The organism is Streptomyces sp. NPDC048484, from assembly GCF_040651415.1.
In the GTDB taxonomy this organism is placed as follows: Bacteria; Actinomycetota; Actinomycetes; order Streptomycetales; family Streptomycetaceae; genus Streptomyces.
Map to the genome: position 1 here is coordinate 75,516 of NZ_JBEZJY010000028.1, position 24,666 is coordinate 100,181.

Consider the following 24,666-nt stretch of genomic DNA (forward strand, 5'->3'; position numbering starts at 1 on the left):
TGGCCTGTTGAATCCAGCCAGGAGTCCGGGATTCCGGGCGTAACCGGGAGACTGCGTGAAGGTGTTCTGCATAATCGCTGGAGTTCGTACGGAGAGGGATTCACACGTGAGCGACCGTAACGGTCACATATGTTCGGAATGCGGGGCACCCTGGGAGTCGGGTGGCTACCCGACCTGCGGCTGCGCCCGCAGAGCGGCGGACGAACTCCTGGAAACCCGTTCCGCCGAGACGGCCGCCGCGGAGGACTTCGACCCACTGCGCATACGCCCCTACGTCGACCTGGGTACACACACGGAGGGATCCCCGGAGCCGGGCAGCGCGCAGACCCCGGACCCCGAAGGCCCGACCGACGTCATGAACGAAGGACACGCGGGACACGCGGGGCAGGCGGGACAGGCAGGGCAGGACGGACAGGCAGGGCAGGACGGAAACCGGGGGCACGGAGGGCACGAGGGGCACGAGAGCCGGTCCGGGGCCCCTGCGGCGCCTCCCGACGCCTGGGGGACCATCGCGTTACCCATACAACGCTCCCCCTCCGACCCGCTCACCGGCCCGCTCACCGGCCCGTTCGCCGACACCGACGCCACCACGCGGCTGCGCCGTGCGACAGCCCCGCCGCACCCGGCAGGCGTCCAGCTCTTCGAGGACGAGTCCCCCGCCTCCGGCCTCGCCGACTTCCCCGACGACCCTGTCGGCCCCCACGACCTCGACGACCCCGACGACCCCGACGACCCCGACGAGAACTCGGGCCGGCGCCGCCGATTCATGCTCGTGGGCGCCGGCGCCACCGCGGTCGTGGTCGCGGCCGCCGGGTTCGCGAGCGGACTGTTCTCCTACGAGTCGCCGTCGCGGAACGACGCCGCCCCGGACGACATACGCGCGAGCGTGCCGGACGCGTCCGTGGAGGAGCCGTCCCCGTCGGACTCCAAGTCGCCGCCGTCCCCGTCGCCGTCGGGCTCTTCGTCCGCGTCGAGCAGCGCGAGCGCTTCGCCGTCGGCCTCGAAGTCGACCGCCGCGCCCTCCCCGTCCCGGACGAGCGCCACGCCGCGTGTGCCGTCGTCCAAGGACTCGGCCAGCGCCGCCCAGCCACCCTCCACCCCGACGGAGAGGACCGATCCGGTGATCCTGCGCCGCGGCGACGAGGGCCCCGAGGTCACCGAACTCCAGCTCCGCCTGAAGCAGTTGGGCCTCTACGTGGGCGACGCGGACGGCGACTACGACAACCGGACCGAGAGCGGCGTACGCAACTACCAGATCACCCGAGGCATCCAGGAGGAACAGGGCACATACGGCGAAAAAACCCGCCAGCGCCTGGAATCAGATACCTCAGAACCGTAAAACTCCTGTCGGCCCGCACGTCACCCACGCAGTCCCAGGTCACCCCATGTGATCCGACATCATCCGACGTCACCCCACGTGCAGCTGAACTCCCGCCCCCGAAACCTCGACCCGAACCGCCCGAAGATCCCGCACGACCGCATCCGGCCGATGGAACCCAGCCCGGGGACCGACCCCGACGACCCGCATCCCGGCGGAGCGCCCCGCCGCGATCCCCGCCCCCGAGTCCTCGAACACCACACAGTCCTCGGGTGCGACCCCCAGCTCGGCCGCCCCCTTCAGAAACCCTTCGGGATCCGGCTTGCTGGCCCCGACGGACTCGGCGGTGATCCGCAGTTCGGGCAGTGAAAGCCCCGCGGCCCGCATACGGGCGGCGGACAGCGCCACATCCGCGGACGTGACGAGCGCGTGCGGCACCCCGAGCCCACGCAGGGACGCCAGAAACTCCGCCGCCCCCTCGATCGCCACGACGCCGTCCATGTCGGCGGTCTCCTCGGCGAGCATGCGGGCGTTGTCCGCGTAGTTCTGTTCCATGGGTCGGCTCGGCAGCAGCACGGCCATCGACGCGTACCCCTGCCGACCGTGGACGACCTTCATGACCTCGTCCCCGTCGAGCCCGTGCCGGTCGGCCCAGCGGCGCCAGACACGCTCGACGACGGCGTCCGAGTTGACGAGGGTGCCGTCCATGTCCAGCAGCAGGGCGCGGGCGGTCAGCACGGTCGAGGCCGTCATCGGCTTGCTCCAAAGCGTGGAAGAGGGGCCTTGCGCGACCCCCGGGAGACAAGGCGGCCCCGCCAGCCGGTCAGGGAATGCGAGCGGGACCACTTTGTTCCCTCACGGTACAAAACGAAGCGGTGATCCCGCTACCCATCCCCACACACACATTCCGCACGAGGGGCACGACCCCACCCGCACGAGGGTGCGACCTCACCCCCACGAGGGCACGGCCTCATTCCGCACGAGGGCACGACAAAGCGGGCGGGCCGATCCGAAAGTCCCGCCAAAAACCTTGTCGTGTCATGCCCGCGTCATTAACTTCTCACCTGACGCACATCTCCCGGAAACCGGCCACCGCGACCATTCATTGCCCGCAGGTCAACTTCCCCCCACCCCAAGGGAGTTCACATGTCCAGGATCTACGCGCGTCGACGGCTGAGTCTAGCCGCGGCGCTCACCGGACTGATAGCCATGGTCGGGCTTTTCAACGGCCCGGCCGCCTCCGCCGCACTGCCCACCCCGGTCAGCGCCGCCACCGCCCGCACCTACCTCGCCTCGCTCACCGTGGCGACCGAGGACCGCACCGGGTACAACCGTGATCTCTTCCCGCACTGGATCACCATCAGCGGCACGTGCAACACCCGCGAGACCGTTCTGAAGCGGGACGGTACGAACGTCGTCACCAGCTCCGCCTGTGCGGCCACCAGCGGCTCCTGGTACTCCGTCTACGACGGCGCGACCTGGACCGCGGCCTCCGACCTCGACATCGACCACCTCGTGCCGCTGGCCGAGGCCTGGGACTCCGGCGCCGACGGCTGGACCACCTCGCAGCGCCAGGGCTTCGCCAACGACCTGACCCGCCCCCAGCTCATCGCCGTCACGGACAACGTGAACCAGTCGAAGAGCGACCAGGACCCTGCCGAGTGGATGCCGTCCCGCACGGCCTACGCCTGCACCTACGTCCGCGCCTGGGTCCAGGTGAAGTACTACTACGACCTCTCCGTCGACTCCGCGGAGAAGAGCAAGCTCAGCTCGGTCCTCAGCGGCTGCTGACCGGGGCACTCACCGGCTCTCGCCGGACCTCTCGCCAGGAACCTCCCCACCGGCCTCCGTCGTTCCGTACCGTACGGGGCGACGGAGGAGGGTGATCACACGTGGCGAGCCTGCGCCTGGGTCCACTGCTGAGGTATGTCGACAGCTCGTCCGCGACCGTCTGGGTCGAGGCGAGCCGTCCGTGCACCGCGGAGGTGCGCTGCGCGGACGGTACGGGCGGTGAGGCCCCCACCTTCCAGGTCTCGGGCCATCACTACGCCCTCATCCCGGTGACCGGGCTGACACCGGGCACGACCACCACGTACGAGGTGCTGTTCGACGAGGCACGGGTCTGGCCCCTCCCCGACTCCCCCTTCCCGCCCTCGGCCATCCACACCCCGGTGGACGATCACGAGGGCGTCCGGGTCGCCTTCGGTTCCTGCCGCTGGGCCTCACCGCCCGAGGGTGAGAAGGACCCGGTCGGCCCGGACGCCCTGGACACCCTCGCGACCCGGATCGCCGCGGACCCGCAGGGCGAGCGCCCCGACGTACTGCTGCTGCTGGGCGACCAGGTGTATGCGGACGAGGTGTCCAAGTCGACCCGCCACTGGCTGGAGACCCGCCGCGGCCTGCACGAGGCGCCCGGCGCCGAGGTCGCGGACTACGAGGAGTACACACACCTGTACTACGAGTCGTGGCTCGACCCCCAGGTCCGGTGGCTGCTCTCCACCGTGCCCAGCTGCATGATCTTCGACGATCACGACGTCATCGACGACTGGAACACCAGCGAGGCCTGGGTCGCCGACATGCGGGCCACCCCGTGGTGGCGCGAGCGCGTACTCAGCGGCCTGATGTCGTACTGGGTCCACCAGCACCTGGGCAACCTCTCCCCTGACCACCTCGCCGAGGACCCCCTGTACGCGGCCGTCCGCGCCACCCCCGACGGCACCGACGCCCTGCGTGCCTTCGCCGCCCGGGCCGACGTCGATCCGGCCTCGGTCCGCTGGAGCTACCGTCGCGACTTCGGCCGCACCCGCCTCCTGATGGTCGACAGCCGCGCCGCCCGCGTCCTCGACGAGCAGAACCGCTCGATGCTCGACCCGGCGGAGTGGGACTGGCTGCGCGAGCAGATAAGAGACGGCCGGGTACCTGGCAATCAGGCACCGGCGGACGGTCGGGCACCGGCGGTCGATCAGGCACCCGACGGCCAGGCACCGGACGGTCAGGCACCGGACAGCCCCGGTGCGTACGACCACCTCCTCATCGGGACCTCGCTGCCCTGGCTGCTCCCCAACCTCGTACACGACGCGGAGGCCTGGAACGCCGCGATGTGCCGTGGCGAGCGGGGCGAGCGCTGGACACGGCGGGGGGAGAAACTGCGGCGGGCAGCCGACCTGGAGCACTGGGCGGCGTTCCCGTCGTCCTTCGACACGCTGGCGGAGCTGATCGCCGAGGCCGGCTCGGGACCCCAGGCACCGGCGACGGTGTGCGTGCTGTCCGGGGACGTGCATCACGCGTACATCGCCGAGCCGGTCTGGCGAGAGGGCCTGCCGGGACCCGACGCCCGGGTGGTCCAGCTGACCTGCTCCCCCGTCCACAACTCCATCCCCGCCTACATAAAGATCGGCTTCCGTTTCGGCTGGAGCGGTGTGGGCCGGGCCATCGGCCGACGCTTCGCCCGGCACGGCAGACTCACTCCCCCGCCCGTCGACTGGCGGAAGACCGGCGGCCCTTGGTTCGGCAACCAGCTGATGACGCTGACCCTGAGCGGCCGTTCGGCCCGGCTCCGGCTCGACCACGCGCGCGAGGAACGCGACGGCGGGGCGCGGCTGCGGACGATCGCCGAATCCGAACTCAGCCAGGTCCGGTCCTAGCCGCATACACGCAAGCGGCATAGAGCGTATGGGGCATACATCCGTGCCGTATGCGCCTATGCCGCATACGGCCGTTGCATACGTTGCGTCCCGTGAGGCATCCCACAACCGGCACCGTTGATCCGCTCCAGGGGTCGGTTCCCGTGGTGCGCGACGGCATGATGATGCGGACCGTCCGCTTCCACCGGGCGGTGAGCCGCGCATGCCCCACCTGTCCGGGAGTCACACCCTTGTCTGCAGCGACCGCGGAGCCGACGGAACCGACGAAGACCACCGGGTCCACGGAACCAAGAGCTCGCCTCGCCGTGGCCGTGGTCGGCGCCGGACCGCGCGGCACCAGCGTGCTGGAACGCCTCTGCGCCTCCGCGCCCGAACTCCTCGCCCCCGGCACGCGCCTGACGGTCCACATGGTCGATCCGTCACCGCCGGGGCCCGGCCGTGTCTGGCGCACCGCCCAGCCGGCCGAGCTGCTGATGAACACGGTGGCCTCCCAGGTCACCCTCTTCACCGACGACAGCGTGGACTGCTCGGGCCCGATACGCCCCGGCCCCTGCCTGCACACCTGGGCGGGCGGACGGCTGGGCCCGGACGAGTACCCGACCCGCGCCCAGTACGGCCACTACCTGGAGTGGGTCTTCGGCGAGGTGGTCCGCGGGGCGCCGCCCGCGCTGCGGATCGAGACGCACAGGGCGCGCGCGACACGCCTCGACGGCCCGCTGGAGGGCCACCAGACCCTCGTACTCGACAACGGCCGCTCCCTGACGGGTCTGATGGCCGTGGTCCTCGCCCAGGGCCATCTGCCGACGGTGGCGGACCAGACCCAGGAGCGTCTGTCCACGTACGCCGAGCGCCACGGTCTGCGTCATGTCCCGCCCGCCAACCCGGCGGACCTCGACCTCACCTCCGTACCCCCCGGCGAGACCGTCCTCCTGCGCGGCCTGGGCCTCAACTTCTTCGACCACATGGCCCTGTTGACGACCGCCCGCGGCGGCCGCTTCCTGCGCACCCCGGCCGGCTTGCGCTACCTCCCCTCGGGGCGCGAGCCGCGCCTGGTGGCCGGCTCCCGCCGCGGCATCCCGTACCAGGCCCGCGGCGACAACGCGAAGGGCCCGTACGGCCGTCACGTGCCCCTCGTGCTGACTCCGGAGGCCATCGCCGGCTTCCGCAAGCGCGCGGACTCGGGCGACGCGCCGGACTTCCTCACGGAGATATGGCCGTTGGTGGCGAAGGAGGTCGAAACCGTCTACTACGGGAGGCTGTTGGCCCGCAACGCCACCGGCGTACGCGGAACCGCCGACGTACGCGGCATCACCGATGTACGCGGATTCCGTGAGCGCTTCCTCGCCGTACCCCACCGGGATCCTCAAGAGGCATCGGTTCTGGACGAGTTCGGGGTCGCGGAAGCCGACCGCTGGTCCTGGGACCGCGTCTCACGCCCGTACGGAGGGCGTGTCTTCACCGGCTCCGAGGACTTCCGGGGCTGGCTGCTGGACCACCTCCGCGAGGACGCCGAGCAAGCCGCGCTCGGCAACGTCGACGGACCGCTCAAAGCGGCTCTCGACGTGTTGCGCGACCTGCGCAACGAATTGCGGCAGATCGTCGACCACGGCGGACTCGCGGGCCCGTCGCGCCGGGAGCACCTGGACCGCTGGTACACCCCGCTCAACGCGTTCCTGTCCATCGGCCCGCCGCGCCGCCGTATCGAGGAGATGGCCGCGCTGATCGAGGCGGATGTGCTGGAGGTGGTCGGCCCCCGGCTGGAGGTGCGGGCCGAGGACGGGGCGTGGGTGGCCCGCTCCCCCGACGTACCCGGCTCGACCGTCACGGCGACCACCCTCGTCGAGGCCCGGCTGCCGGAGCCGGACCTGCGTCGAACCGCCGACGCACTGCTCGCCCTGCTGCTGAGGACAGGCCAGTGCCGCCCGCACACCGTGAACGGTTACGAAACCGGAGGGCTGGACGTAACACAGCGCCCCTATCACCTGATTGACCGTCAAGGACGCCCGCACACGCGGCGGTTCGCGATCGGCGTGCCCACGGAAGGCGTGCACTGGGTGACCGCCGCCGGAGTCCGGCCAGGTGTGGACTCAGTCACATTGTCGGACGCCGACGCGGTGGCGCGAGCCGTACTGCGGACGGTAACCGCCCAGGTGGGGCAAGGGACGGAGCCGGATCCGGAGCCCGTTTCGACGGAAAGACCATGGCCAAAAGTTGAACTTGCAAGCATTGAATAATCGCACTTAACGTAGAGCACTCACTCGGTTACGTCCCCCACCGGTCCCTCGCTCCCCTGGGACCGCATCCAAACCGAAGGAGTTCTCTCACATGACCGGACGCCTCAACAGCGCCCAGCCGTACGCCATCGGCCTGTTCCGCATCGTCATCGGCCTGCTCTTCGCCTGCCACGGCGCCGTATCGCTCTTCGGGGTTCTCGGCGGCATGGACGGCAAGGGCGCCACCGTCGAGACCGGCGCCTGGCCCAACTGGTACGCGGCTGTCATCGAGCTCGTCGGCGGCACTCTGGTCCTGCTCGGCCTCGGCACCCGCATCGCGGCGTTCATCGCCTCGGGCGCGATGGCCTACGCGTACTTCAAGGTCCACCAGCCCGAGGCCCTGTGGCCGATCCAGAACAGCGGTGAGGGCGCGGCCATGTACTCCTGGTCGATGCTCCTGCTCGTCTTCACCGGCTCGGGCGCGTTCGGCCTCGATCGGCTCCTTCCCGGCCGTTCGTCCACGACAGCCGAGGGGAATCGTTCCTCGGAGCCCGTCACGGCCTGACGCACGCAGCACGCACACTGCGCATATGCACCCGTAGCGCAGCCCGTGCACAGCACGTACACAGCGCGTACGCCACCGGCGCCCGTCCCCGAGAGAGGGGGCGGGCGCCGTCGCTCCGCTACCGACGGAGACCACCCGAGGGACCCACCTGGATGTGCCGAAGGTAACGACTACTTCGCCGATCCGGGGTTTTTGCGATTGCCGGCATTGAAGCGCGCCTTCTTCTGACGATTCCCGCACGTGTTCATGTCGCACCATTTGCGGGTGCGGCTTTGGCTGGCGTCGAAGAAGACGGCTTGGCAAGTCGGCGATGCGCACCGGGCCAGTTTTCCGTCTCGTTCGCCTGCGATGACGCCGATCGCGTCGGCGGCGACAACGCTCAGGGCATCCTCCACGGAGGAAGTCGAGCCAAGTCGCCACTGCCGATTGCCCTCGGGTGTCAAGACAGCCGCGGCCCGACCCTGAATGCTGCAGTCATTGATGATCTGGACGGCAGACACAGGGAGAGGGTCCCGGCGCTCGGCCGCTGTCGCAGCGGCGTGAATCGACTCCCTCAGCTCCCAGGCCCGTTCGAGCTGGGCGGTGGTGCAGGACTCCACGGCGAGGCCACTCACCGCCAGCCAGTCGACGAGTCGGTTCGGCGTGGGGATGCGCTCCACAGCGTCGCCATGACGCTCCGTCAGGGTCCCCGTGAAGCTGGTCGCCAGCACTTTGCCGAGACGGAAGTCAGGGAACCGAGCACTCATGGAACCACCTTAGCTGGTTGCAAGCCGACATCGAGACATGCTAGAACCGCCTTAGCCGGTTCCAGCAGGTCCCTCCCAAGCCGGTTCCACCGATGACCAGGAGGTCTCATGTCCACGCCCTGGTGCGTCACCGACGCTGCGGCCGTCACTGATGGTGGCGTTGTCACCACGTCAGCTCGCCTCGGCGGGGGCGTCTCATGAACCGTCGAACCAGCGACGTGCACGCATTCGAAGCCCACGCGACCGACGCCGACCTCGACGACCTGCGCGCGCGTCTGGCCGCGGCACGGCTGCCGGAAGCCGAGACGGTTCACCGCGCCGCGCCCGGCCCTCGCCGATGGGAACAGGGCGTTCCTCTTGCCGACCTCGTGGACGTCGTGAACTACTGGCGCACCGGGTACGACTGGCGGTCGTTCGAAACGCGCCTCAATCAGATCGGCCAGTTCCGTACGACCATTGACGATCTGGGAATCCACTTCCTGCACCGCCGATCCACCCGCGCGGATGCCACCCCTCTGATCTTGACGCACGGCTGGCCAGGCAGCATTGCCGAGTTCACCCATGTGATAGACGAACTGGCAGATCCGAAAAACGCAGACGCACCGGCGTTCCACGTCGTAGCCCCGTCGCTGCCAGGTTTTGGTTTCAGTGACAAGCCGGCCACCACCGGGTGGGGAATCGAAAAGATCGCGGCCGCCTGGGTGGAACTGATGGGAAGACTCGGCTACAGCAAGTTCGTGGCCCACGGCGGTGACTGGGGAGGTGTGATCACCACGGTCCTCGGCGGCAGGTTCCCGGCGCACGTGCTCGGCATCCACACAACGACCCCGCAGGCACCGCCCGGGCTGACAACGGACGGGCTGACGGCGGCCGAGCGCAAATGGACCGAGGAAACCCACGATTTCTGGAGCCACCACGCGGCGTACGCGAAGCAGCAGGCGAGCCGACCGCAGACCATCGGCTACTCGCTCGTCGACTCACCAGTCGGGCTTCTCGCCTGGATCCTTGACAAGTTCGCCGAGTGGACAGATACAGAGGACAGCCCGTTCGAGACGATTTCCATGGACAGCGTTCTTGACGACGTCACCCTGTACTGGCTGACGCGGACGGGCGCATCGTCAGCCCGCATCTACTACGAAAGCCACGGCGGTGTCAATTCGGTCGACCCCGAACTTCGGGTCGACGTCCCGTCAGCAATCAGTGTGTATCCCCGTGACGTCGAGAAGTGCCCGCGCGCATGGGCACAGGAGCGGTTCCGGCAGATCGTCCGATGGAGGTCGCCCGAAACCGGGGGACATTTCCCGTCGCTGGAGGTTCCCGAGTATTTCGTCAAGGATCTGCAAGAAGGCCTCGCGGCAGTGCTGGCCGCTCATCGGTAAACGCGTCCGGCTGGGTCCGAGCGCGACGATGCGCAGGCCGTCCGGAGTCGTCTGATCGTCCTACAGGCCGACAGAGGGTGTCCGGGCCAGGACTCCCGGTCCGTCCCGCCCGTCCCCCGGAAGTGGCAGCCGAGTGAACATGGTGTGGCGAACACCTGAGCCCCCTGTGGATCGCATGTCGGACCCGAGGCGTACGCTGTATGGCTGTCACAGGCCGCTCCTGCCGCTCCCCCGCGACATCGCGGCACACGGCACGCTCGGGGCCTACGGGGGAGACACAGGGGAGTTTCGGTGCTTGAGAGTGTGGGGTCGCTGTCCGGCACCCCTTGGATCTACAGCCAATGGATCTACGCCGTGGTGGCGGTGTCGGTTCTGTTCGACGTCTTTCTGCCGGTACTGCCGAGCGGAGTCCTGGTCATCACGGCGGCGACGGCGGCCGCGGCGGGCACCGGAGCGGCGACCGAGCACGTGCCGGACATCCTCTCGCTGACCCTGTCGGCCGCGACCGCGTCGGTCCTCGGCGACCTGGTGGCGTACCGGCTGGCCTGGCGCGGCGGCGAGCGGCTGGACCGCGCTATCGCCCGCTCCCGCCGCCTGAGCGGCGCGCAGGAACGTCTCGGCGCCACCCTCGCACGCGGCGGCGGCGCCCTGGTCGTCCTCGCCCGCTTCGCACCGGCCGGCCGCTCGATCGTCTCCCTCGGCGCGGGCGCCGCGCACCGGCGCGTCCGCGAGTTCCTGCCCTGGTCGATTCTCGCGGGCCTCGCGTGGGCCGCGTACAGCGTGGGCCTCGGCTACTTCGGCGGCCAGTGGCTGGGTGCGACCTGGCTCGCCTCGGGCATCTCACTGGTGGCGCTGTTCGGGGCGGGCGCGGGGGCGGCCTTCCTGATGCGACGACCGGTACGGGCACGGATACCGGTGCCGATGCCGGTATCCGTGCCCGTACCGGAGTCGGGCCCGAGCCTCTGAGGCCAGGCAGACCAGGCAGACCAGGCAAGCCGGTGAGGCCGGGCCCGGTGAGTGAGGGCGGTCAGGGCGGTCAGCCCGCCCGGTGGGTCGGGGCGGGCCGACCGCGGACCTCCAGCCCGGCGAGCAACTCGGCCGTTGCCTCCGTGACCGCTTCGACCGCGCGGTCGAAGACCTCGCGGTTGTGGGCGGCCGGGGCGCGGAAACCCGAGACCTTGCGGACGTACTGAAGGGCGGCGGCACGGATGTCGTCCTCCGTGGCCTCTTCGGGAAGGACGGGCGGTCGGAGTGTCTTGATGCTGCGGCACATACGTCCAGTCTCGCGCGCGGCACTGACATCGCGAGCGGAAACGGTGCTCGCGTAGACCGGCGATCCACGCTGTCCACGCGGGCTGGTCGAGGCGCTGCTGATGGCGGCGCTGCCGACAGACCACGAGAGCCGCACCTTCCACTGACTGACAGGCGGCCACCTCACCGCACGGGAGCCGCCGCCGACGACCCGGCCAGCGCCCGCCGCAAGGCAGCACCGTTCTCCTGATTCTCACTCAACTCCCCAAGGAACTCGCCTCGCAAAATCGAACAGGCGTACCATTGCCGTGTGGCTGCGACCTATGACTTCCCGAGCGACCTCCTGTCCGGTCAGGAGGAGTTGCATCAGGTCCGGACCGAGCTTCTGGCCCTGCTGAAGCGGCTTCCCTGGTCCGTCGAGCCCCTGGACGGCTTCAGTGACGACCACGGCTGGCGCAAGGTGGAACGCCCCGCCTCCCCCGGTTGGACACCTGACGAACAGGCCGAGGTGGAGAAGCTCCGGGAGCGCGAGCGCGAGCTGGCGGTCTTCGTGACCTGCCACCGCTTCTGGTCGGAGGTCACGCCCGGGGACAAGGTGGACGCCCGGATGACCCTCAAGCACGTACAGGAACTGCACGTACGGGAAACGGAGGAGAGCCGACAGGACCGGGCGGAGGCGGAGGTAGAGGCGCAAGGGCCTTCGTAGACCGCGAGAGACCGCGAGAGACCGCAAGACCGCGAAACCGGCCGCGCCCCTGACGTGACGGAGCCCGGTCCCACGGACCGCGTGTCAGGCCCCGCCGCCCTTACGGACCGCCGGTCACGCCCCGCTCCCGCAGGCCGCCCGGGGCCACCCGGTCACGCCCCGGCCCCGCGCTCTTCCCTGATCTGTGAGACCACGCCGTGCACCGTCCCCCGCACGGCCTCCAGCTCGGTCAGGAAATGCCAGTAGTCCGGGTGCCGTCCCTCCAGCATCCCGATCGACCGCTCCAGACGAGCCACGGAATCATCGAGCGGGCGCGCGTGCCGGGGGTCGGGGGTGTTGCGGCCGGCCATGGCGAGGCGCTGCGCGTCCCGGATCGCGAACCGCGTACGGTCGATCTCCCGCTGGGGGTCCTTCGACACCTCGTTCAGCCGTCGCAGCCGGTCGCCGGCCGCGGACACCGCCTCGTCGGTCGTGTTCAGCAGCGCACGCACCGTGGACAGCAGTGCTGTCGCATCCGCCCAGCGCTGCTCCTCGCGGGCGGTCCGCGCCTCCGTCAGCTTCCGCTCGGCCTGCCGGACGGTCTCCGCGGACTGGTCCGGCACATGCTGGAGGTCCTGCCAGCACGCGGCCGCGAACCGCCGCCGCAACTCGCTGAGCACCGGATCCACCTGCCCGGACCGAGTGGTGAGCGCCTGTGCGCGCGTACGCAGCGAGACCAGCCGGCGGTCGATCTCGGTGGCCCGCTCCGGCAGCCGCTCGGCCTCGACACGCACAGCTCCGGCGTCCCGGGCGACCCGGTCGGCCCGCTCCAGGGTCTCCGGCACACCATGCTGTCCGGCGCCCTGGTTGAGCTTGGTCAGCTCGGGGGCGAGCGCGGCGAGGCGGGCGGCCAGGTCGTCGGCCTTGAGCCCCGACCCCCGTACGGCGTCCAGCGCGTTCGACGCGGCGAGCAGGGACTGGCGGGCACGCTCGACGGCGGGGGCGAGCCGGGCGAGCTGCGTCTCGGCCTTGCCTAGGAGCGGGCCGAGGCCCTGTTCGAACCGGTCCAGCTCCTGCTTGACCCTGGTCAGCTCGTCCTTCGCCTTGGTCAGCTCCGTGCGCGCGTGGGCGGCGACGGAGGCCTCAAGGTCGTCGCGGTCGAGGTCATGGGCGTCCACCGCGCTGATGTACGTGAGGCTGACCTCGTCGATGCGGCGGCCGAGCGCCTCGAAGTCGGCGACCGCGCGCCGGGCCGCCGGGGTGTCGTCGACGGCGGTGATGGTCTCGATCGAGATGCGCAGATCGCGCTGCGCGGTGTCGAGCTCGTAGAACGCGGCCGCCGCGGCGTCCTTCGCGACCTGTGCCTCGGCCCGCTGGCTCTCGGAGCGCCCTCCGAACCAGCGCCGTGTGCCACCGCCCGCGAACGCCGCGGGCAGCGTGAGTGCGAGCAGGGGAAGCGGCAGGAGGGCAAGCGCCAGCAGATCGCGACCGGCACCGCGAGCCCCGGTGGGCCCGAACCCGGCACGGTGGCGAGGTACTTGCTGTGCGCATGGCACAAACGGTGTGTACGGCTGCGAAGGTGTCGCCGTCACTTCCCTCTCCCGTGCTGCGATCCGTCCTGCCCCGGTGGCCCCGTTTCATTCTCCCACCAGGTAAGGACGAACACACGGGCCGGTTAGTTCGCGGTACGCACCGTGACTTTCCCGTCCTGGGTATGGGCGGACACCACATGTGAGCTGCCTTCGTCACGGGGCACCGACACATCCACAGAGCCGTCCTCGGCCCCGGTCGTGACTCGATACGTGGCGTCCGGCAACCCGATGGTGAGCGAACCGTCCTGCCCGCGCGCCGAGACCCGGTCCGGAACGGAGGCGAATTCGAGCTGGGCCGAGCCGTCCTGGGTGTTCACGTCGACGCGCCGGGAGCCGATGCCGCTCGCGTGGACCGAGCCGTCCTCGGTACGCAGGGTGAGGGGCCCGGAGACGTCCTCGACGCGGACGGATCCATCGCTCGCCCGGATGTCGAGCGCCTCCTTGAAACCGGTGGCCCGCACGCCGCCGTCCTCCTCCTTCACCGTGAGGGCCACGCCACGCGGCACCACGATCCGGTGCTTGGCGGAGCAGCTGGTGACCACACCGGCGCAGTGCACCCGGAGCTTGAGGGTGTCGTCCTTCTGCATGCTCCAGGTGACCTCGGGGTCCTTGCCGAGCGCGACGCTGGCCTTGAACCACCGGGTGACCTGGACCTCGTCCACGTCCCCCACGACCAGTTCGAGCGCCGAGCCGTCGGAGTCGACGGTCAGCGTCCGCCCGCTGAGCGCGAACGAACGCTGCTCCGGATCCTTGTCGTCATCCGCGCTGTCCCCGCACCCGGAGGCAAGGAGCCCCACGGCGACAACACCCACTCCGACGGCGACCAGAGCCCCCCGCCGCCGACCCCGCACACGCCCCGAATGCCGCACACCACTGCCCGCACCACACACACCACTCGCACTGCCCGCACTGCCCGAAGAACGCTGACGACCACTCATGACCGGACTCCCCCAGATTCGAACGCCCGCGGCCCCACACCGTGCCCCGGACACTTCGACCGTACGGATCCGGGCCCCGACGGGGGATCCGGACCACTCCCGGATACGGGGTGGGGTAAACCCCCGCATCCCAGCGACCGCGCAACCGACTCGGTCACCAGGAAGGGGTTTGCGGGGCACCACCCCGGGCAATGTAGGCTGTCGACTCGTCCCGGGCGCGTAGCTCAGTGGTAGAGCGCCGCCCTTACAAGGCGGATGTCGGCGGTTCGAAACCGTCCGCGCCCACCAGCTCCAGGACATGAACAAGGCCCAGGTCAACCGGTGTGCATCCGGATGCCTGGGCCTTGATCTTTCCCGACGACTTGTCGCCGCCGTGCCAATTACGAGCCAGAAAGTCCACCTGGAGTCCACTTCGCCTTCTTGATCTGCCCGTCCACGTAGTCGGCGATCTGGTGATCACGGACTGGGACGTCGGTCGGGCGCTGGACGACCCGGACCTGGCCGTCCAGCTCAACAGTGATCGTCGACTCCGCGACATGCACGGTCACGGTCTGTCCCGCGGACGCACCCGCTACTGAACGGGTTGGGCCGCACCCTCAGCAGCTCCCGGCCAACGTCGCTCCACCGACCGCGCGGCTTGCTGCCAGACCCCGGACGGAGCGCTGGCCGGGTTTGGGGCGCAGGAGGCCATGTGAGCCCTGACCAGGGTGCCCCGGAGCGCGTCTCATAGAGGACCCTGCTGCTCGGCGGGGGTTCCGTCTCGGGCCGGCAAGGAGGATCATGGAAGGAGACCCGGTACGCACCTGCTCTCGCCCTCCCGCCCGGGGTCCGCCCGGACGGTGACGCCGGCAGCCGCACCGCCAACCCGGGAGGCACACCATGCGTAAGGTCATTGACTGCAGGGACTACCCCAGCGAAGTCAAGTGCACCCTGACCATCGCGGGCGAGGAAGAAGAAGTGGTCCGGGCGGCCACCGAGCACGCCGTATCCGTGCACGGCGAGGTCGACAAGCCGGAGTTCCGCACCATGCTACGGACCATGCTGAAGGACGAGGTCCCGCAGCACGCCTGACAATCGCGGGCATAGGGGAGCCGCAACGGATTTCAGGGCGCCCCCATGGTGCACCGCTTAGGTGTACCGCCGACCCTGACCGCATCATGCCGGGATGGGATGGACCCGGCGTGTGCCACTGCCGTGCCACATCGTGCGGTCAACCACGGTCAACGACCGCTCGCCGCAGTCGAGACGCCCTGTTCGAAACCGTCCGCGCCCACCAGCTCCAGGGCACGATCAAGGCCCAGGTCAGCCGGTGCGAATCCGGATGCCTGGCCAGGTGGCGCGGGATTTCCAGGGTTGGCGGGACCGGTGCCCCGGGCGGATGCTGGGAGGGGACGGACGCCCTCCGCTCGCACCCGCACCCGCACCCGCACCCGCACCCGCACCGAGGAGGCGGACATGGCCGCGCATGTACTGCGTACCGCGCCCAGGCGGCGGATCAGGCTGGACGAGCATCTGCCGGTCGACCACCGTCTCAGCAGTTTCTACCGGATCGGCGCGGGGCTGATGGGGCTCGTGCTGCTCGCCTTCGGCATCCTGGGCCTGATCGACAAGGTCGGGTTCTTCGACACCGGCGGCGACACCGTCACAGGGCTGAACACCAACGGCGCGCTCAGCGTGCTCTCCATCTGCGTCGGGCTGCTGCTCTTCGTCGGCATGATGATCGGCGGCAACGTCGCCTCGACGATCAACATGGTCCTCGGAGTCCTCTTCATCCTCAGCGGCTTCGTGAACCTCGCCCTGCTCGACACGGACCTCAACTTCCTCGCCTTCCGCATCCCGAACGTGCTGTTCAGCTTTGTGGTCGGCGTGCTGCTGATGTTCTTCGGGATGTACGGTCGCGTCGGCTCGGCCCTGCCCCACGACAACCCGTACTGGCGGTCCCGCCATCCCGAGCAGGCCGCCCGCGAGCAGCGGCTGAAGGCGGGGGCCGAGCTGCGCGCGAAAGCCCTGGCCCAGGGTGGGAGCTCCCGTCCGGTTCCCCTGGGAGAGGACCGTACCGCCCGCTAACCTGTGCGCATGCCTCGCTATGAATACCGCTGCCGGACCTGCGGTGACACGTTCGAGAAGAGCCGCCCCATGGCCGAGTCGGCCGCCCCCACGGCCTGCCCGGCCGGCCACGACGACACGGTGAAACTGCTGTCGACGGTCGCGGTCGGCGGTTCCGCCTCGGCGCCCGCACCCGCGCCCCGTGCCGGTGGTGGAGGCGGTGGCGGTGGCTGCTGCGGCGGAGGCTGTTGCAGCTGACGCCCAGGGCCGGGATCGGCTGCCCGGGGCCGCGAGCAGGACCGGCTTCAGTCTGGCTTCAGCTTCGGTTCTCTAGCGTCGGTGTGTGACCGAAAGCAGCGCACCGCAGTGGATCAACGGCCTCATGGACACGCTCGGCGCCCCGGGCGCGGGCATCGCCATCGCCCTGGAGAACCTCTTCCCACCCCTGCCGAGCGAGGTGATCCTGCCGCTCGCGGGGTTCGCGGCGAGCACCGGTCAGATGAACCTGTTCGCCGCGCTGCTGTGGACGACGGCCGGTTCGGTGGTCGGGGCGCTCGCGCTGTACGGCGTGGGGGCGCTGCTCGGCCGCGACCGCACGGTGGCCATCGCGGCGCGGTTGCCGCTGGTCAAGGTCTCGGACGTCGAGAAGACGGAGGCGTGGTTCTCCCGGCACGGCACCAAAGCCGTGTTCTTCGGGCGGATGATCCCCATCTTCCGCAGCCTGATCTCGGTGCCCGCGGGCGTCGAGCGCATGCCCCTGCCCGTCTTCCTCGGCCTGACCACGCTGGGCAGCGCGATCTGGAACACCGTCTTCGTCCTCGCCGGCTATCTGCTCGGCGAGAACTGGGCCGACGTCACCGGCTATGTGACGGCCTACTCCAAGGTGGTACTGGTCGCCGCCGCGCTCGCGCTGCTGGTCTTCGCGGTCGTACGACTGTTCAGGCCCGGGCGGGGCGGCCGACGGCGTGGAGGGAATCCGGGGTCGGCCGACAGGCCGGGCCTCCAGGAGTCGCCCACGGCGCCCACCGCGACCACCACGACCACGGCATACGGGCCCGCCGGAGCCGACAGCGATCGTGGCAACCGTGACGACCGGGGCTACCGTGACGATCGGGGCAACCGGCACGCGCCCCGCAGTTGAGCGCCCCCGTTTCCCGTTCCCGGTTCCCGTTCCCGTTTCTCTACCGAACCTCGCTCAGGAACTCCCTGAGGATCCGCTCGCCCGCGGTCACGCCCCGCTCCGGGAGCGAGGTGACCCCCGGCGCCGTCCACCCCGCCTCGGCCAGTTCACCGTGGCCCGGGCGCCAGCCGCGGTCCGCGGCCAGCAGCAGGTCGGCGTCGAGGAGGGAGTCGCCGGCCGCCAGGGCACGGGTCGCCCCGGTACGGCGGGCGACCTCACGCATGGCGGCGCTCTTCGTCAGCGGCTTCGGCACGGCGTAGATCTTGCGGCCCTGGACGGAGACGGTCCAGCCGCGGCCATCCGCCCACACGGCCAGCTCCTTCACCCACTCCTCGGGGAGCAGGTCGCGCTCCACGACGAAGTACACGAAGAGGTCCTCGGCGACGCGTTGCTTGCGCACCCAGGCCGGGTCGGCGTTGGCCGCCATGTGCGCGCGCACCTCGTCCAGCGGGGCGCACTCACGTGCCAGGCGCTCGGTCACCCGGGCGTGCCACGCCGGGTCGGAGACGCCGTCGACGAGGAGGTGGCCGCCGTTGGCGCAGATCGCGTACTTCGAGGCGGGGCCCGGGAGTCGGATGCGGTGGTACTGCTCGCGGGTACGGGTCGTGGTCGGCACGAAGTCCGCCACCTCGCCCAGTTCGGCGAGCAGTCCGGCCGCGGTCTCGGTCACGTACGACAGCGGTCTGCTCTCGTACACCTCGACGCACAGCAGCCGGGGTGCCTCGGCGTCGGGCCCGGTCAGCGCGAGCGCGTTGGCGGAGTAGATGAGCGTCCGGTCGAGGTCGCTGGCGACGAGCACCCGGGGTGCGGGGGCACCCGCCGACTCGGAGTTCGGAGTGGGGTTCGGCATCAGACCGTCACCGCCCTGCCGTCGGCGCCGGTCGCGCCACGCGTGTACTTGGGGTGGATCAACCCGACACAGGTGTACGGGAGTTCGGCCACCTCCTCGACGGGTACACCGCGCTGCTCGGCGAGCAGGCGTACGTGGTCGAGGTCGGCGCCCGCGCCTGCACGGGCGAGGATCTTCCACGGGACGCGGCGCAACAGCACCCGGGTCGCCTCGCCGACGCCCGGCTTCACGAGGTTCACGTCGTGGATGCCGTACTCCTCGCTGATCCGCTCAACTGCCGCCCAGCCCTCCCAGGTCGGGGTGCGGTCGGCGGAGAGCAGTTCCTTGACCCGGTCGTCCACCGCGTCGCCGACCTCGTCGAAGCGGGCGGAGACGGCGTCCAGGAAGTCGACGGAGACGTCCACGTCGGCGAGTTCGCGGTAGAACTTCGCCCCGTGGTAGTCGTGCTCCCCGACCAGGTCGGCGCGGAGCACCGTACGGGAGATGAGCCCGGAGACGGTGGAGTTGAGGCAGGCGGAGGGGATCAGGAAGTCCTCGCGGGTGCCGTACGTGCGCACGCAGGAGCCGGGGTCGGCGAGGACGGCTATCTCCGGGTCGAAGCCTCCGATGCCGTCGGAAGCCTTGAACTCCTCGATGGCCTGGGCGAGTTCGCGGGTGATGGCGCCCTTGCCTGTCCAGCCGTCCACGAAGACGACGTCCGCCGGGTCGTGGTGGGCGGCCAGCCAGCGCAGCGCGTTGGCGTCGATGCCGCGGCCCCGCACGATGGAGACGGCGTAGTGGGGCAGGTCGAGGCCGTGGCGGTGCTGGGCCCAGCGGCGCATCAGGACGCCTACGGGGGTGCCTGCGCGGGCCAGGGAGACGAGCACGGGACGCGGTGAGCGTTCCGCCAGCACGGTCTCGGTGACCGCGCCGACGGCCAGGGCGATGCGGGCGGCCGAGGTGGCGAGGGCATCGCGGAACAGCTCCTGGTACTGAGGGCTCGGCTGGTACTCCACCGGGAGCGACTCGGCGTAGTGGGCGCCGCCGCTCTGGATGGCCTCCTCGCGCTCCTCCGTCGGCGCCTCAAGCCGAGTGTCCGAGAGGTCCTGCAGCAGCCAGCCGACCTCGTCCGGCGCGTACGAGGAGAAGTCGGGGCCACGGAGGGGCTCGGGCAGCATCAAGGGCCTTTCAGCGGCGGATTCGGGTACGCCGTGCATGTACGGATCGGGTATGTGCGGATCGGGTATGTGTGGATCGGGTATGTGTGGATCGGGTACGGGCGAAGCGGGGACGTACGAGGGGACGACGGTGAGCAGCACGCTCGGCGTGTGTGCGGCCAGCTGCGCCAACAGGCCACCCGGTGCGTGCAGTTCGGGGGTGTCGGCGACGGAGTCGACCACGGCGACGATGGCGTCGAAGCCGGCGCCCGCGACGTTGTAGGCGTACCGCTCGCCGGGGCCGTCGGCCGGGTCGTCGTGGGCGGGGAAGACGAGCCGGGTACGGATGGCGTAGCCGGGGTCGTCGACGGCCAGCACGGGAGAGCGGGTGGTCGTGGAGGAGCGCACCTCGGCGTCGGTCAGCTTCTCCAGGGCGACACCGAGCCGGAGCGGCGTGTACATCAGCTCCTCGAAGCCGAGCACGAGGACGCGACCGCGGGTGGCGCCGGACGGGAGCGCCTCGGCTATTCGGGCCGCCATGGCGGGCAGGGCCGCCTCCAGGCGGACGCGGTGCTCGGGAGTGAAGCCGTGTCGTCCGCCGTCGGCGAGGCCCTGCGGCCAGCCGAGGTCCACGCGTGCGACGGTGCCGGGCGCCCGGCGTGGCGCGGGAGCCACGGCCGCACTCTCGCGCGCGGCGACTCCCTCACGTCCCTCACGCGCGGCGACTCCGTCGCGCTCAGCGCCGCTCTCGACCCCGGCGGCTCCCCCGTGCCCGGCGCCCTTCTCGTGCTCGGCGACCAACGCCTGCCCCTTCTCCAGTACGCCGTCGGGGAGCCGTACCGTGCCGGAGGCGGCCGCCACGAGGTCCACGGTCGCGTCGATCTCGCGGGCGAAGTCCGTCAGGCGGCCGAGGTCCGCAGCCGAGCGCATGTCGACCAGGGCGACGATGACGTACCGGCCGCGCGGATAACGTTCGTGCAGGTCACGGATGGTGTTGAGGATCGTGTTGCCGGTGGAGAACTCGTCGTCGACGAGGACGAGCGGGCCGTCGGTGGCCAGCAGGCCGGGGTTCTCAGGGAGCAGCAGATGCGAGGAGGCGTGCGAGTGGGACTCCTCGAAGCCGCCCGCCCGTGCGACGCCCTCGACCGGGCGCCGGGTGGAGTGGAGGCAGGGAGCGAGGCCCACGCCGTCCGCCACCGAGTGGCCGAGCCCGGTGGCCGTCTCGGCGTACCCGAGGACGACGGCGCGACGGGCCTCGTCCTCTCCGAGCAGGTCACGCACGCGCAACCCGAGCGCGAACCCGTACCCGTACACGACGGCGGGTGACTGCGGTACATGCTTGCCCAGTACGTTCGACACGAGCAGGTGCGCCCGCTTGGGATTGCGGCGGAGCGCGAGCCCCAGCAGTTCCCCGAGTCCCTCGTCCCCGACGAGTTCGACGCCGAGCCGCCCCGCGACCCAGCTCCCGGACCAGACCTCGCCGACCGGCCCCTCGCCCGCCCCCGGCAAGGTTTCACCGGAGGCTCCCTTTCCGGTTCCGGCTCTGGCCCCAGCCCCGGTCCCGGCCCTGGTCCCAGCCCTGGTTCCGGCTCTGGTTCCGGGGCGGAAGCCCGTCGCGGACCAGACGCCGGACCCGTCGTTCACAGCCTTGTTCATGGATTCCTTGCGTGTCGGCCAGGGGTATGTGTCGGCCAGGGATGTGTGTCAGCCGGGGATTCCGGCGGCGAGCAGCTCCACGAAGCCGATGTCCTCGTTGGTGACGCCGAAAACCTCGGCGCGCTGGAGGGTCCGCTCCGCCCAGGCACGGTGCGGCTTCACCTCGTTCATCTTGTTCGTGTACGCGGACCGCAGTACGCCTCCGCCGCCCCGCTCGGGCCGCAGGATGTCCTGGGCGTCGCTGAACTCCTCGTGGCTGACGACGGACAGGGCGTGCACGGGCAGTACGTGCGAGGGGTGGATGCAGGTCTTGCCCTGCAGCCCGTTGGCCCGGTCGAGGGCGATCTCCCGCAGCAGGCCGTCCATGTCGTGCTCGATCAGGCTGGCGCGCAGGGCGTCGGCCTCCGGGTGGAAGGGACTGCGGCGCAGCTGCGGCTTGAACATGCGCTCCTGGACGCGGAAGTACTCCCACACGGGCCCGGTCACCGTGAATCCGGTGCCGTCGGCCCGCCCGAGCACGTTCACCACGTCCGCTATCACGGAGGCCACTATCTGCACGTCGTACGCCGTCATGTCGGGCGCCCTGCGCAGCCCGTACGCCGAGCAGAAGTCGGTGACGCCGAGCCGCAGGGCGAGCACGCGGTCGCGGTACTTGTCGACGGCCCGGAAGATCCCCGCGAGGGTCTCCGCCCTCGACTCGCGGTACAGCAGGTCGGGCGACTCCAGGACGGGCATGGCGAAGAGCCGTCGGGCGCTCGCCCCCTCGGCCTCGGTGAGCGCCTCCAGGAACGGCACCCCCCGCTCCTCGGTGAACTTGGGCAGCACGAAACCCGACAGGAGCCGCACGGACGTGCCGAGCCGGCGGACGAGGTCGGGGATCTGCTCAGGCGCTCTGACCCGGATGAAGAGCAGGGGCAGTCCGGCCTCGGGGCAGCGTTCGGCCAGCTCCCCGAACTGCCGGACGAGGTTCTCCTCGGCGCCGGTGACCTCCGCGTCGTCGATCGAGTCCTCCAGGCACAGGACCATCGACACCACCCCGCGACCGGCCTGCTTCACGATGTCGTCGGCCAGCTTCTGCCTGGTCGCGGGGCTGTAGAGGGTGGCCCCGAGCGCGGCGGCGAGCACCCGGGGCGAGGAGTCCGCGGTGAAGTCGCACGGCTCCTGGAAGAAGAGGCGCTCCCGCAGCTGAGGGGCTATATGCCCGAAATGACGCATGAATTACCCCCGGGGGCGGCTGTGCGGCCTGACAATATGTGGCCGGTAATAGTACGTAGAGATCCGTGTCAAGGGTTCCCATCGGGCATGAAGTTCAGGTAACGCGGACAAACACCATTGTGCCCGCCCGTTCGCACAACAAGCAGATCGGGAGCACACCCCCGCGTTGTCGTGACCAGGACCGAGAAGGCAGGATGACCGCATGACGCACGCCATGCTGAAGGGGTCGAACGTCCCGCTGGAGGCCACGGCGGTGCGCGCCGTACTGCGCTGGACCCCGGGGCGGGGTCTCCCGGACGTGGACGTCTCCGCGCTGCTCCTGGGCCCCGAGGGCCGGGTGGGATCCGACGAGGACTTCGTCTTCTACAACCAGCCCCGGCACCCTTCGGGCAAGATCTGGCGACTCGGCAAGAAGCGGGTGAACGACGGTCTTGCCGAGGGACTCACCGACACGATCCAGGCGGATCTGGCCGGCGTCGACGACAGCGTGGGGCGGATTCTCCTTGTCGCCTCCGCCGACGGCGTCACCTTCGACCGGGTGCAGGCGCTGCGGATCCTGGTGTTCGACGCCACGATCGGGGACGCCGAGCCGCTGGCGTACTTCGACATCAAGCCGGAGACCGGTGAGGAGACCGCGCTGATCTGCGGTGAACTGTACCGGCGCGGCGAGAGCTGGAAGTTCCGGGCGGTCGGCGAGGGCTATTCGGACGGCCTGCAGGGTCTGGCGTCCGACTTCGGCATCTCGGTGGACGAGTCCGAGATCGGAGAGGGCTCGGCGTCCGCCGGGCAGGCCGGTGCGCAGCCGCTGCCGCCCGAGCGGCCCGCTCAGGTGCCCCCGCAGCCGAATCAGCCGGCGTACGGCTATCCCCCGGCCGCTCCCGGCCCGGAGCCCACGCGGCAGCAGCCGCCCGCCACCCAGCCCGCGTACGGGTATCCGCAGCCCACCAGTCAGCCCGCCTACGGCTATCCGCAGACGGCCCCGGCCCAGCCCGCCGCGGCGGCGGCCGCCCAGTCCGGCTACGGCTACCCCCAGCCGGTGGGGCCCCAGCTCGATCCGGACTTCCGCCTCCCGCCGCAGGGTCCGCAGTTCATCGGCCGTTAGGCCGCTTCAGGGGCGCCGGGGGGGGGCGGCGCGCCGAGCTGCGGACGGCTTGCAGCCGAGGCACTGCCTCCGCTTGGCCGGCTTCGCCGGGGCGCTCTTGAGTGCGGGGGTGCCGGTTCGTCGGCGGCCGCGGGTTCGCGGTGGCTTGGCGCGCCGTTCCCCGCGCCCCTGGCGGGGGCCCGGCGGCGCCGTTCCCCCCGCCGCCCGGCCGGGTCCAGAGCAGCGCGCCCCGGGTCCCGAGCCGCGCGGGCCAGGGCCCGCTAGCGGTCGGCCTTGGTCTTGTAACCCCGCCCCCACTGCAGCCCCCACCCGTAGAGCCGGTCGAGCTCGGCCTGGAAGCCGTACACGAACTTCACCTCGCGGCGCACCACCAGTTCGTTCTTGACGTTCTCGATCATGACCACCGCGCAGGACCTGGCCTGTGAGTGGCGTTCGTCGAGGCCGATCTCGATCCGGGGCCCGTTGCTCGGGTACAGGGTCACGATGGCGTGCGTACGGTCGAAGGCGGGGGTCTGGTCGTAGATGTAGACGAAGACCAGGAGCCGCTTTATCTGCTCGCGGTGGTCGAGGTTGACGAAGATCGTCTCGCCGGTGCCGGAGCCGAAGCGGTCGTCGCCGCTGAGCTTCACGTACGGCGCGCCGTTGAGTTCGCCCAGGAAGCCGCCCAGTGGCTGGACCACGCCCTTGGTGCCGTCGGTCAGCTCGTACATGCAGCCCAGGTCGAGGTCGACGTTGACCATGCTCTGGGTGTGCGCCTGCACCACTTCCGGTTTGAACGCCTTGAAGGGGTGGCGCAGCAGGCCGTCCCGCTGGCGGCCGCCTATGTCGGAGGTCCGCATCCGCCAGGACAGGTTGATGCGGAGATTGCCGGTGGCCGCGCCCTGCTTGGTCAGTGAGATCGTGTGGTTCCGTTTGGTCAGTTCGATGGCGTTGGTCGCCGCGCTGCCCGAGTCGAACTGCGCCGACCGGCCACGCCACAGGTCTTCCCAGAAACTCATTCCCGCCCCCACGCTCGCCCACGTTGACCACGCCTGCCCACGCGTGCCCATTCCTGCCTGTCGGTCCCGGAGACCGGGGCCTCCTACGCCGCAGGGGCGGCTGCCGAGGACTCCTTGGCAGCCGCCCCTCACAGAGCGTTCCTCAACCGGAC

23 protein-coding genes and 1 tRNA gene are annotated in these 24,666 nt (G+C 70.4%); 14 read left to right on the plus strand and 10 right to left on the minus strand.

Features of this window, described 5'->3' with window-relative positions:
* Positions 1-355 precede the first annotated feature (355 nt).
* Positions 356-1,339: a peptidoglycan-binding domain-containing protein gene (locus AB0D14_RS27115; RefSeq protein WP_362783842.1), complete on the plus strand. Its 984-nt coding sequence runs from the start codon at positions 356-358 to the stop codon at positions 1,337-1,339.
* 69 nt (positions 1,340-1,408) lie between these two features.
* On the opposite strand, the gene AB0D14_RS27120 is transcribed toward AB0D14_RS27115, so the two are convergent.
* Positions 1,409-2,071 (minus strand): HAD family hydrolase, encoded by a 663-nt coding sequence (locus AB0D14_RS27120; RefSeq protein ID WP_362783845.1) that lies wholly within the window; start codon positions 2,069-2,071, stop codon positions 1,409-1,411.
* A gap of 393 nt (positions 2,072-2,464) precedes the next feature.
* On the opposite strand from AB0D14_RS27120, the gene AB0D14_RS27125 reads away from it, so the two are divergent.
* The 4 genes from AB0D14_RS27125 to AB0D14_RS27140 all read left to right on the plus strand — a co-directional run bounded on the left by AB0D14_RS27125 (position 2,465) and on the right by AB0D14_RS27140 (position 7,740).
* Positions 2,465-3,109, plus strand: coding sequence for an HNH endonuclease family protein (locus AB0D14_RS27125; protein WP_362783846.1), 645 nt, complete (start codon positions 2,465-2,467; stop codon positions 3,107-3,109).
* A 101-nt stretch (positions 3,110-3,210) separates the two neighbouring features.
* The gene (locus tag AB0D14_RS27130; protein ID WP_362783849.1) at positions 3,211-4,962 is read left to right on the plus strand and encodes an alkaline phosphatase D family protein; all 1,752 of its coding nucleotides are present in this window, start codon (positions 3,211-3,213) and stop codon (positions 4,960-4,962) included.
* A 305-nt stretch (positions 4,963-5,267) separates the two neighbouring features.
* Complete coding sequence (locus AB0D14_RS27135) at positions 5,268-7,196, plus strand: FAD/NAD(P)-binding protein (RefSeq protein WP_362783962.1); 1,929 nt, start codon at positions 5,268-5,270, stop codon at positions 7,194-7,196.
* Positions 7,197-7,287: 91 nt separating this feature from the next.
* Complete coding sequence (locus AB0D14_RS27140) at positions 7,288-7,740, plus strand: DoxX family protein (RefSeq protein ID WP_362783851.1); 453 nt, start codon at positions 7,288-7,290, stop codon at positions 7,738-7,740.
* A gap of 170 nt (positions 7,741-7,910) precedes the next feature.
* On the opposite strand, the gene AB0D14_RS27145 is transcribed toward AB0D14_RS27140, so the two are convergent.
* Positions 7,911-8,486, minus strand: coding sequence for a CGNR zinc finger domain-containing protein (locus tag AB0D14_RS27145; protein WP_362783853.1), 576 nt, complete (start codon positions 8,484-8,486; stop codon positions 7,911-7,913).
* 197 nt (positions 8,487-8,683) lie between these two features.
* On the opposite strand from AB0D14_RS27145, the gene AB0D14_RS27150 reads away from it, so the two are divergent.
* The gene (locus tag AB0D14_RS27150) at positions 8,684-9,865 is read left to right on the plus strand and encodes an epoxide hydrolase family protein (protein ID WP_362783856.1); all 1,182 of its coding nucleotides are present in this window, start codon (positions 8,684-8,686) and stop codon (positions 9,863-9,865) included.
* Positions 9,866-10,156: 291 nt separating this feature from the next.
* Positions 10,157-10,831, plus strand: coding sequence for a VTT domain-containing protein (locus tag AB0D14_RS27155; protein WP_362783859.1), 675 nt, complete (start codon positions 10,157-10,159; stop codon positions 10,829-10,831).
* 70 nt (positions 10,832-10,901) lie between these two features.
* Here AB0D14_RS27155 and AB0D14_RS27160 read toward each other — a convergent pair whose 3' ends face one another.
* The gene (locus AB0D14_RS27160) at positions 10,902-11,138 is read right to left on the minus strand and encodes a DUF2277 domain-containing protein (RefSeq protein WP_362783862.1); all 237 of its coding nucleotides are present in this window, start codon (positions 11,136-11,138) and stop codon (positions 10,902-10,904) included.
* A gap of 288 nt (positions 11,139-11,426) precedes the next feature.
* On the opposite strand from AB0D14_RS27160, the gene AB0D14_RS27165 reads away from it, so the two are divergent.
* Positions 11,427-11,822, plus strand: a complete 396-nt coding sequence (locus tag AB0D14_RS27165; RefSeq protein WP_362783865.1) for a hypothetical protein — start codon at positions 11,427-11,429, stop codon at positions 11,820-11,822.
* A 152-nt stretch (positions 11,823-11,974) separates the two neighbouring features.
* On the opposite strand, the gene AB0D14_RS27170 is transcribed toward AB0D14_RS27165, so the two are convergent.
* Both AB0D14_RS27170 and AB0D14_RS27175 read right to left on the minus strand, forming a co-directional pair.
* The gene (locus AB0D14_RS27170; RefSeq protein ID WP_362783867.1) at positions 11,975-13,393 is read right to left on the minus strand and encodes a hypothetical protein; all 1,419 of its coding nucleotides are present in this window, start codon (positions 13,391-13,393) and stop codon (positions 11,975-11,977) included.
* 83 nt (positions 13,394-13,476) lie between these two features.
* Complete coding sequence (locus tag AB0D14_RS27175; RefSeq protein WP_362783869.1) at positions 13,477-14,190, minus strand: DUF4097 family beta strand repeat-containing protein; 714 nt, start codon at positions 14,188-14,190, stop codon at positions 13,477-13,479.
* Positions 14,191-14,544: 354 nt separating this feature from the next.
* Between AB0D14_RS27175 and AB0D14_RS27180 the strand changes: the two genes are divergently transcribed.
* A tRNA-Val gene (locus AB0D14_RS27180) sits at positions 14,545-14,619 on the plus strand.
* Between the two features lie 92 nt (positions 14,620-14,711).
* Here AB0D14_RS27180 and AB0D14_RS27185 read toward each other — a convergent pair.
* Positions 14,712-14,879 (minus strand): hypothetical protein, encoded by a 168-nt coding sequence (locus AB0D14_RS27185; protein WP_362783871.1) that lies wholly within the window; start codon positions 14,877-14,879, stop codon positions 14,712-14,714.
* Positions 14,880-15,210: 331 nt separating this feature from the next.
* On the opposite strand from AB0D14_RS27185, the gene AB0D14_RS27190 reads away from it, so the two are divergent.
* The 4 genes from AB0D14_RS27190 (at position 15,211) to AB0D14_RS27205 (ending at position 17,518) form a co-directional block, all read left to right on the plus strand.
* Positions 15,211-15,402 (plus strand): DUF1059 domain-containing protein, encoded by a 192-nt coding sequence (locus AB0D14_RS27190; protein ID WP_362783872.1) that lies wholly within the window; start codon positions 15,211-15,213, stop codon positions 15,400-15,402.
* Between the two features lie 384 nt (positions 15,403-15,786).
* On the plus strand, positions 15,787-16,398 hold the full coding sequence (locus AB0D14_RS27195) for a DUF4383 domain-containing protein (RefSeq protein ID WP_362783875.1): 612 nt from the start codon (positions 15,787-15,789) through the stop codon (positions 16,396-16,398).
* Positions 16,399-16,407: 9 nt separating this feature from the next.
* Positions 16,408-16,635 (plus strand): zinc ribbon domain-containing protein, encoded by a 228-nt coding sequence (locus tag AB0D14_RS27200; RefSeq protein WP_362783878.1) that lies wholly within the window; start codon positions 16,408-16,410, stop codon positions 16,633-16,635.
* Positions 16,636-16,759: 124 nt separating this feature from the next.
* Complete coding sequence (locus AB0D14_RS27205) at positions 16,760-17,518, plus strand: DedA family protein (RefSeq protein ID WP_362783965.1); 759 nt, start codon at positions 16,760-16,762, stop codon at positions 17,516-17,518.
* A 40-nt stretch (positions 17,519-17,558) separates the two neighbouring features.
* Here the strand turns inward: AB0D14_RS27205 and AB0D14_RS27210 are convergent, their stop codons facing one another.
* From AB0D14_RS27210 to AB0D14_RS27220, 3 genes are all read right to left on the minus strand, one after another.
* Entirely contained in the window at positions 17,559-18,407 is an 849-nt protein-coding gene (locus AB0D14_RS27210; protein WP_362783881.1) for an HAD family hydrolase, read from the minus strand.
* The gene (locus tag AB0D14_RS27215; RefSeq protein WP_362783883.1) at positions 18,407-21,052 is read right to left on the minus strand and encodes a phosphoribosyltransferase; all 2,646 of its coding nucleotides are present in this window, start codon (positions 21,050-21,052) and stop codon (positions 18,407-18,409) included. The genes AB0D14_RS27210 and AB0D14_RS27215 overlap by 1 nt, the downstream gene beginning before the upstream one ends.
* A 195-nt stretch (positions 21,053-21,247) precedes the next feature.
* Positions 21,248-22,414: an HpcH/HpaI aldolase/citrate lyase family protein gene (locus AB0D14_RS27220; RefSeq protein ID WP_362783886.1), complete on the minus strand. Its 1,167-nt coding sequence runs from the start codon at positions 22,412-22,414 to the stop codon at positions 21,248-21,250.
* A gap of 202 nt (positions 22,415-22,616) precedes the next feature.
* Between AB0D14_RS27220 and AB0D14_RS27225 the strand changes: the two genes are divergently transcribed.
* Positions 22,617-23,516, plus strand: coding sequence for a TerD family protein (locus tag AB0D14_RS27225; RefSeq protein WP_362783887.1), 900 nt, complete (start codon positions 22,617-22,619; stop codon positions 23,514-23,516).
* 260 nt (positions 23,517-23,776) lie between these two features.
* On the opposite strand, the gene AB0D14_RS27230 is transcribed toward AB0D14_RS27225, so the two are convergent.
* Positions 23,777-24,514 (minus strand): Tellurium resistance, encoded by a 738-nt coding sequence (locus AB0D14_RS27230; protein ID WP_362783890.1) that lies wholly within the window; start codon positions 24,512-24,514, stop codon positions 23,777-23,779.
* Positions 24,515-24,666 lie beyond the last annotated feature (152 nt).

Bases quoted from the DNA above. Each gene is read 5' to 3' on its own strand.
- AB0D14_RS27115 (WP_362783842.1), top strand. From the start codon at position 356: ATGAACGAAGGACACGCGGGACACGCGGGGCAGGCGGGACAGGCAGGG.
- AB0D14_RS27120 (WP_362783845.1), bottom strand. From the start codon at position 2,071: ATGACGGCCTCGACCGTGCTGACCGCCCGCGCCCTGCTGCTGGACATG.
- AB0D14_RS27125 (WP_362783846.1), top strand. From the start codon at position 2,465: ATGTCCAGGATCTACGCGCGTCGACGGCTGAGTCTAGCCGCGGCGCTC.
- AB0D14_RS27140 (WP_362783851.1), top strand. From the start codon at position 7,288: ATGACCGGACGCCTCAACAGCGCCCAGCCGTACGCCATCGGCCTGTTC.
- AB0D14_RS27145 (WP_362783853.1), bottom strand. From the start codon at position 8,486: ATGAGTGCTCGGTTCCCTGACTTCCGTCTCGGCAAAGTGCTGGCGACC.
- AB0D14_RS27150 (WP_362783856.1), top strand. From the start codon at position 8,684: ATGAACCGTCGAACCAGCGACGTGCACGCATTCGAAGCCCACGCGACC.
- AB0D14_RS27160 (WP_362783862.1), bottom strand. From the start codon at position 11,138: ATGTGCCGCAGCATCAAGACACTCCGACCGCCCGTCCTTCCCGAAGAG.
- AB0D14_RS27190 (WP_362783872.1), top strand. From the start codon at position 15,211: ATGCGTAAGGTCATTGACTGCAGGGACTACCCCAGCGAAGTCAAGTGC.
- AB0D14_RS27195 (WP_362783875.1), top strand. From the start codon at position 15,787: ATGGCCGCGCATGTACTGCGTACCGCGCCCAGGCGGCGGATCAGGCTG.
- AB0D14_RS27200 (WP_362783878.1), top strand. From the start codon at position 16,408: ATGCCTCGCTATGAATACCGCTGCCGGACCTGCGGTGACACGTTCGAG.
- AB0D14_RS27205 (WP_362783965.1), top strand. From the start codon at position 16,760: ATGGACACGCTCGGCGCCCCGGGCGCGGGCATCGCCATCGCCCTGGAG.
- AB0D14_RS27210 (WP_362783881.1), bottom strand. From the start codon at position 18,407: ATGCCGAACCCCACTCCGAACTCCGAGTCGGCGGGTGCCCCCGCACCC.
- AB0D14_RS27220 (WP_362783886.1), bottom strand. From the start codon at position 22,414: ATGCGTCATTTCGGGCATATAGCCCCTCAGCTGCGGGAGCGCCTCTTC.
- AB0D14_RS27225 (WP_362783887.1), top strand. From the start codon at position 22,617: ATGACGCACGCCATGCTGAAGGGGTCGAACGTCCCGCTGGAGGCCACG.
- AB0D14_RS27230 (WP_362783890.1), bottom strand. From the start codon at position 24,514: ATGAGTTTCTGGGAAGACCTGTGGCGTGGCCGGTCGGCGCAGTTCGAC.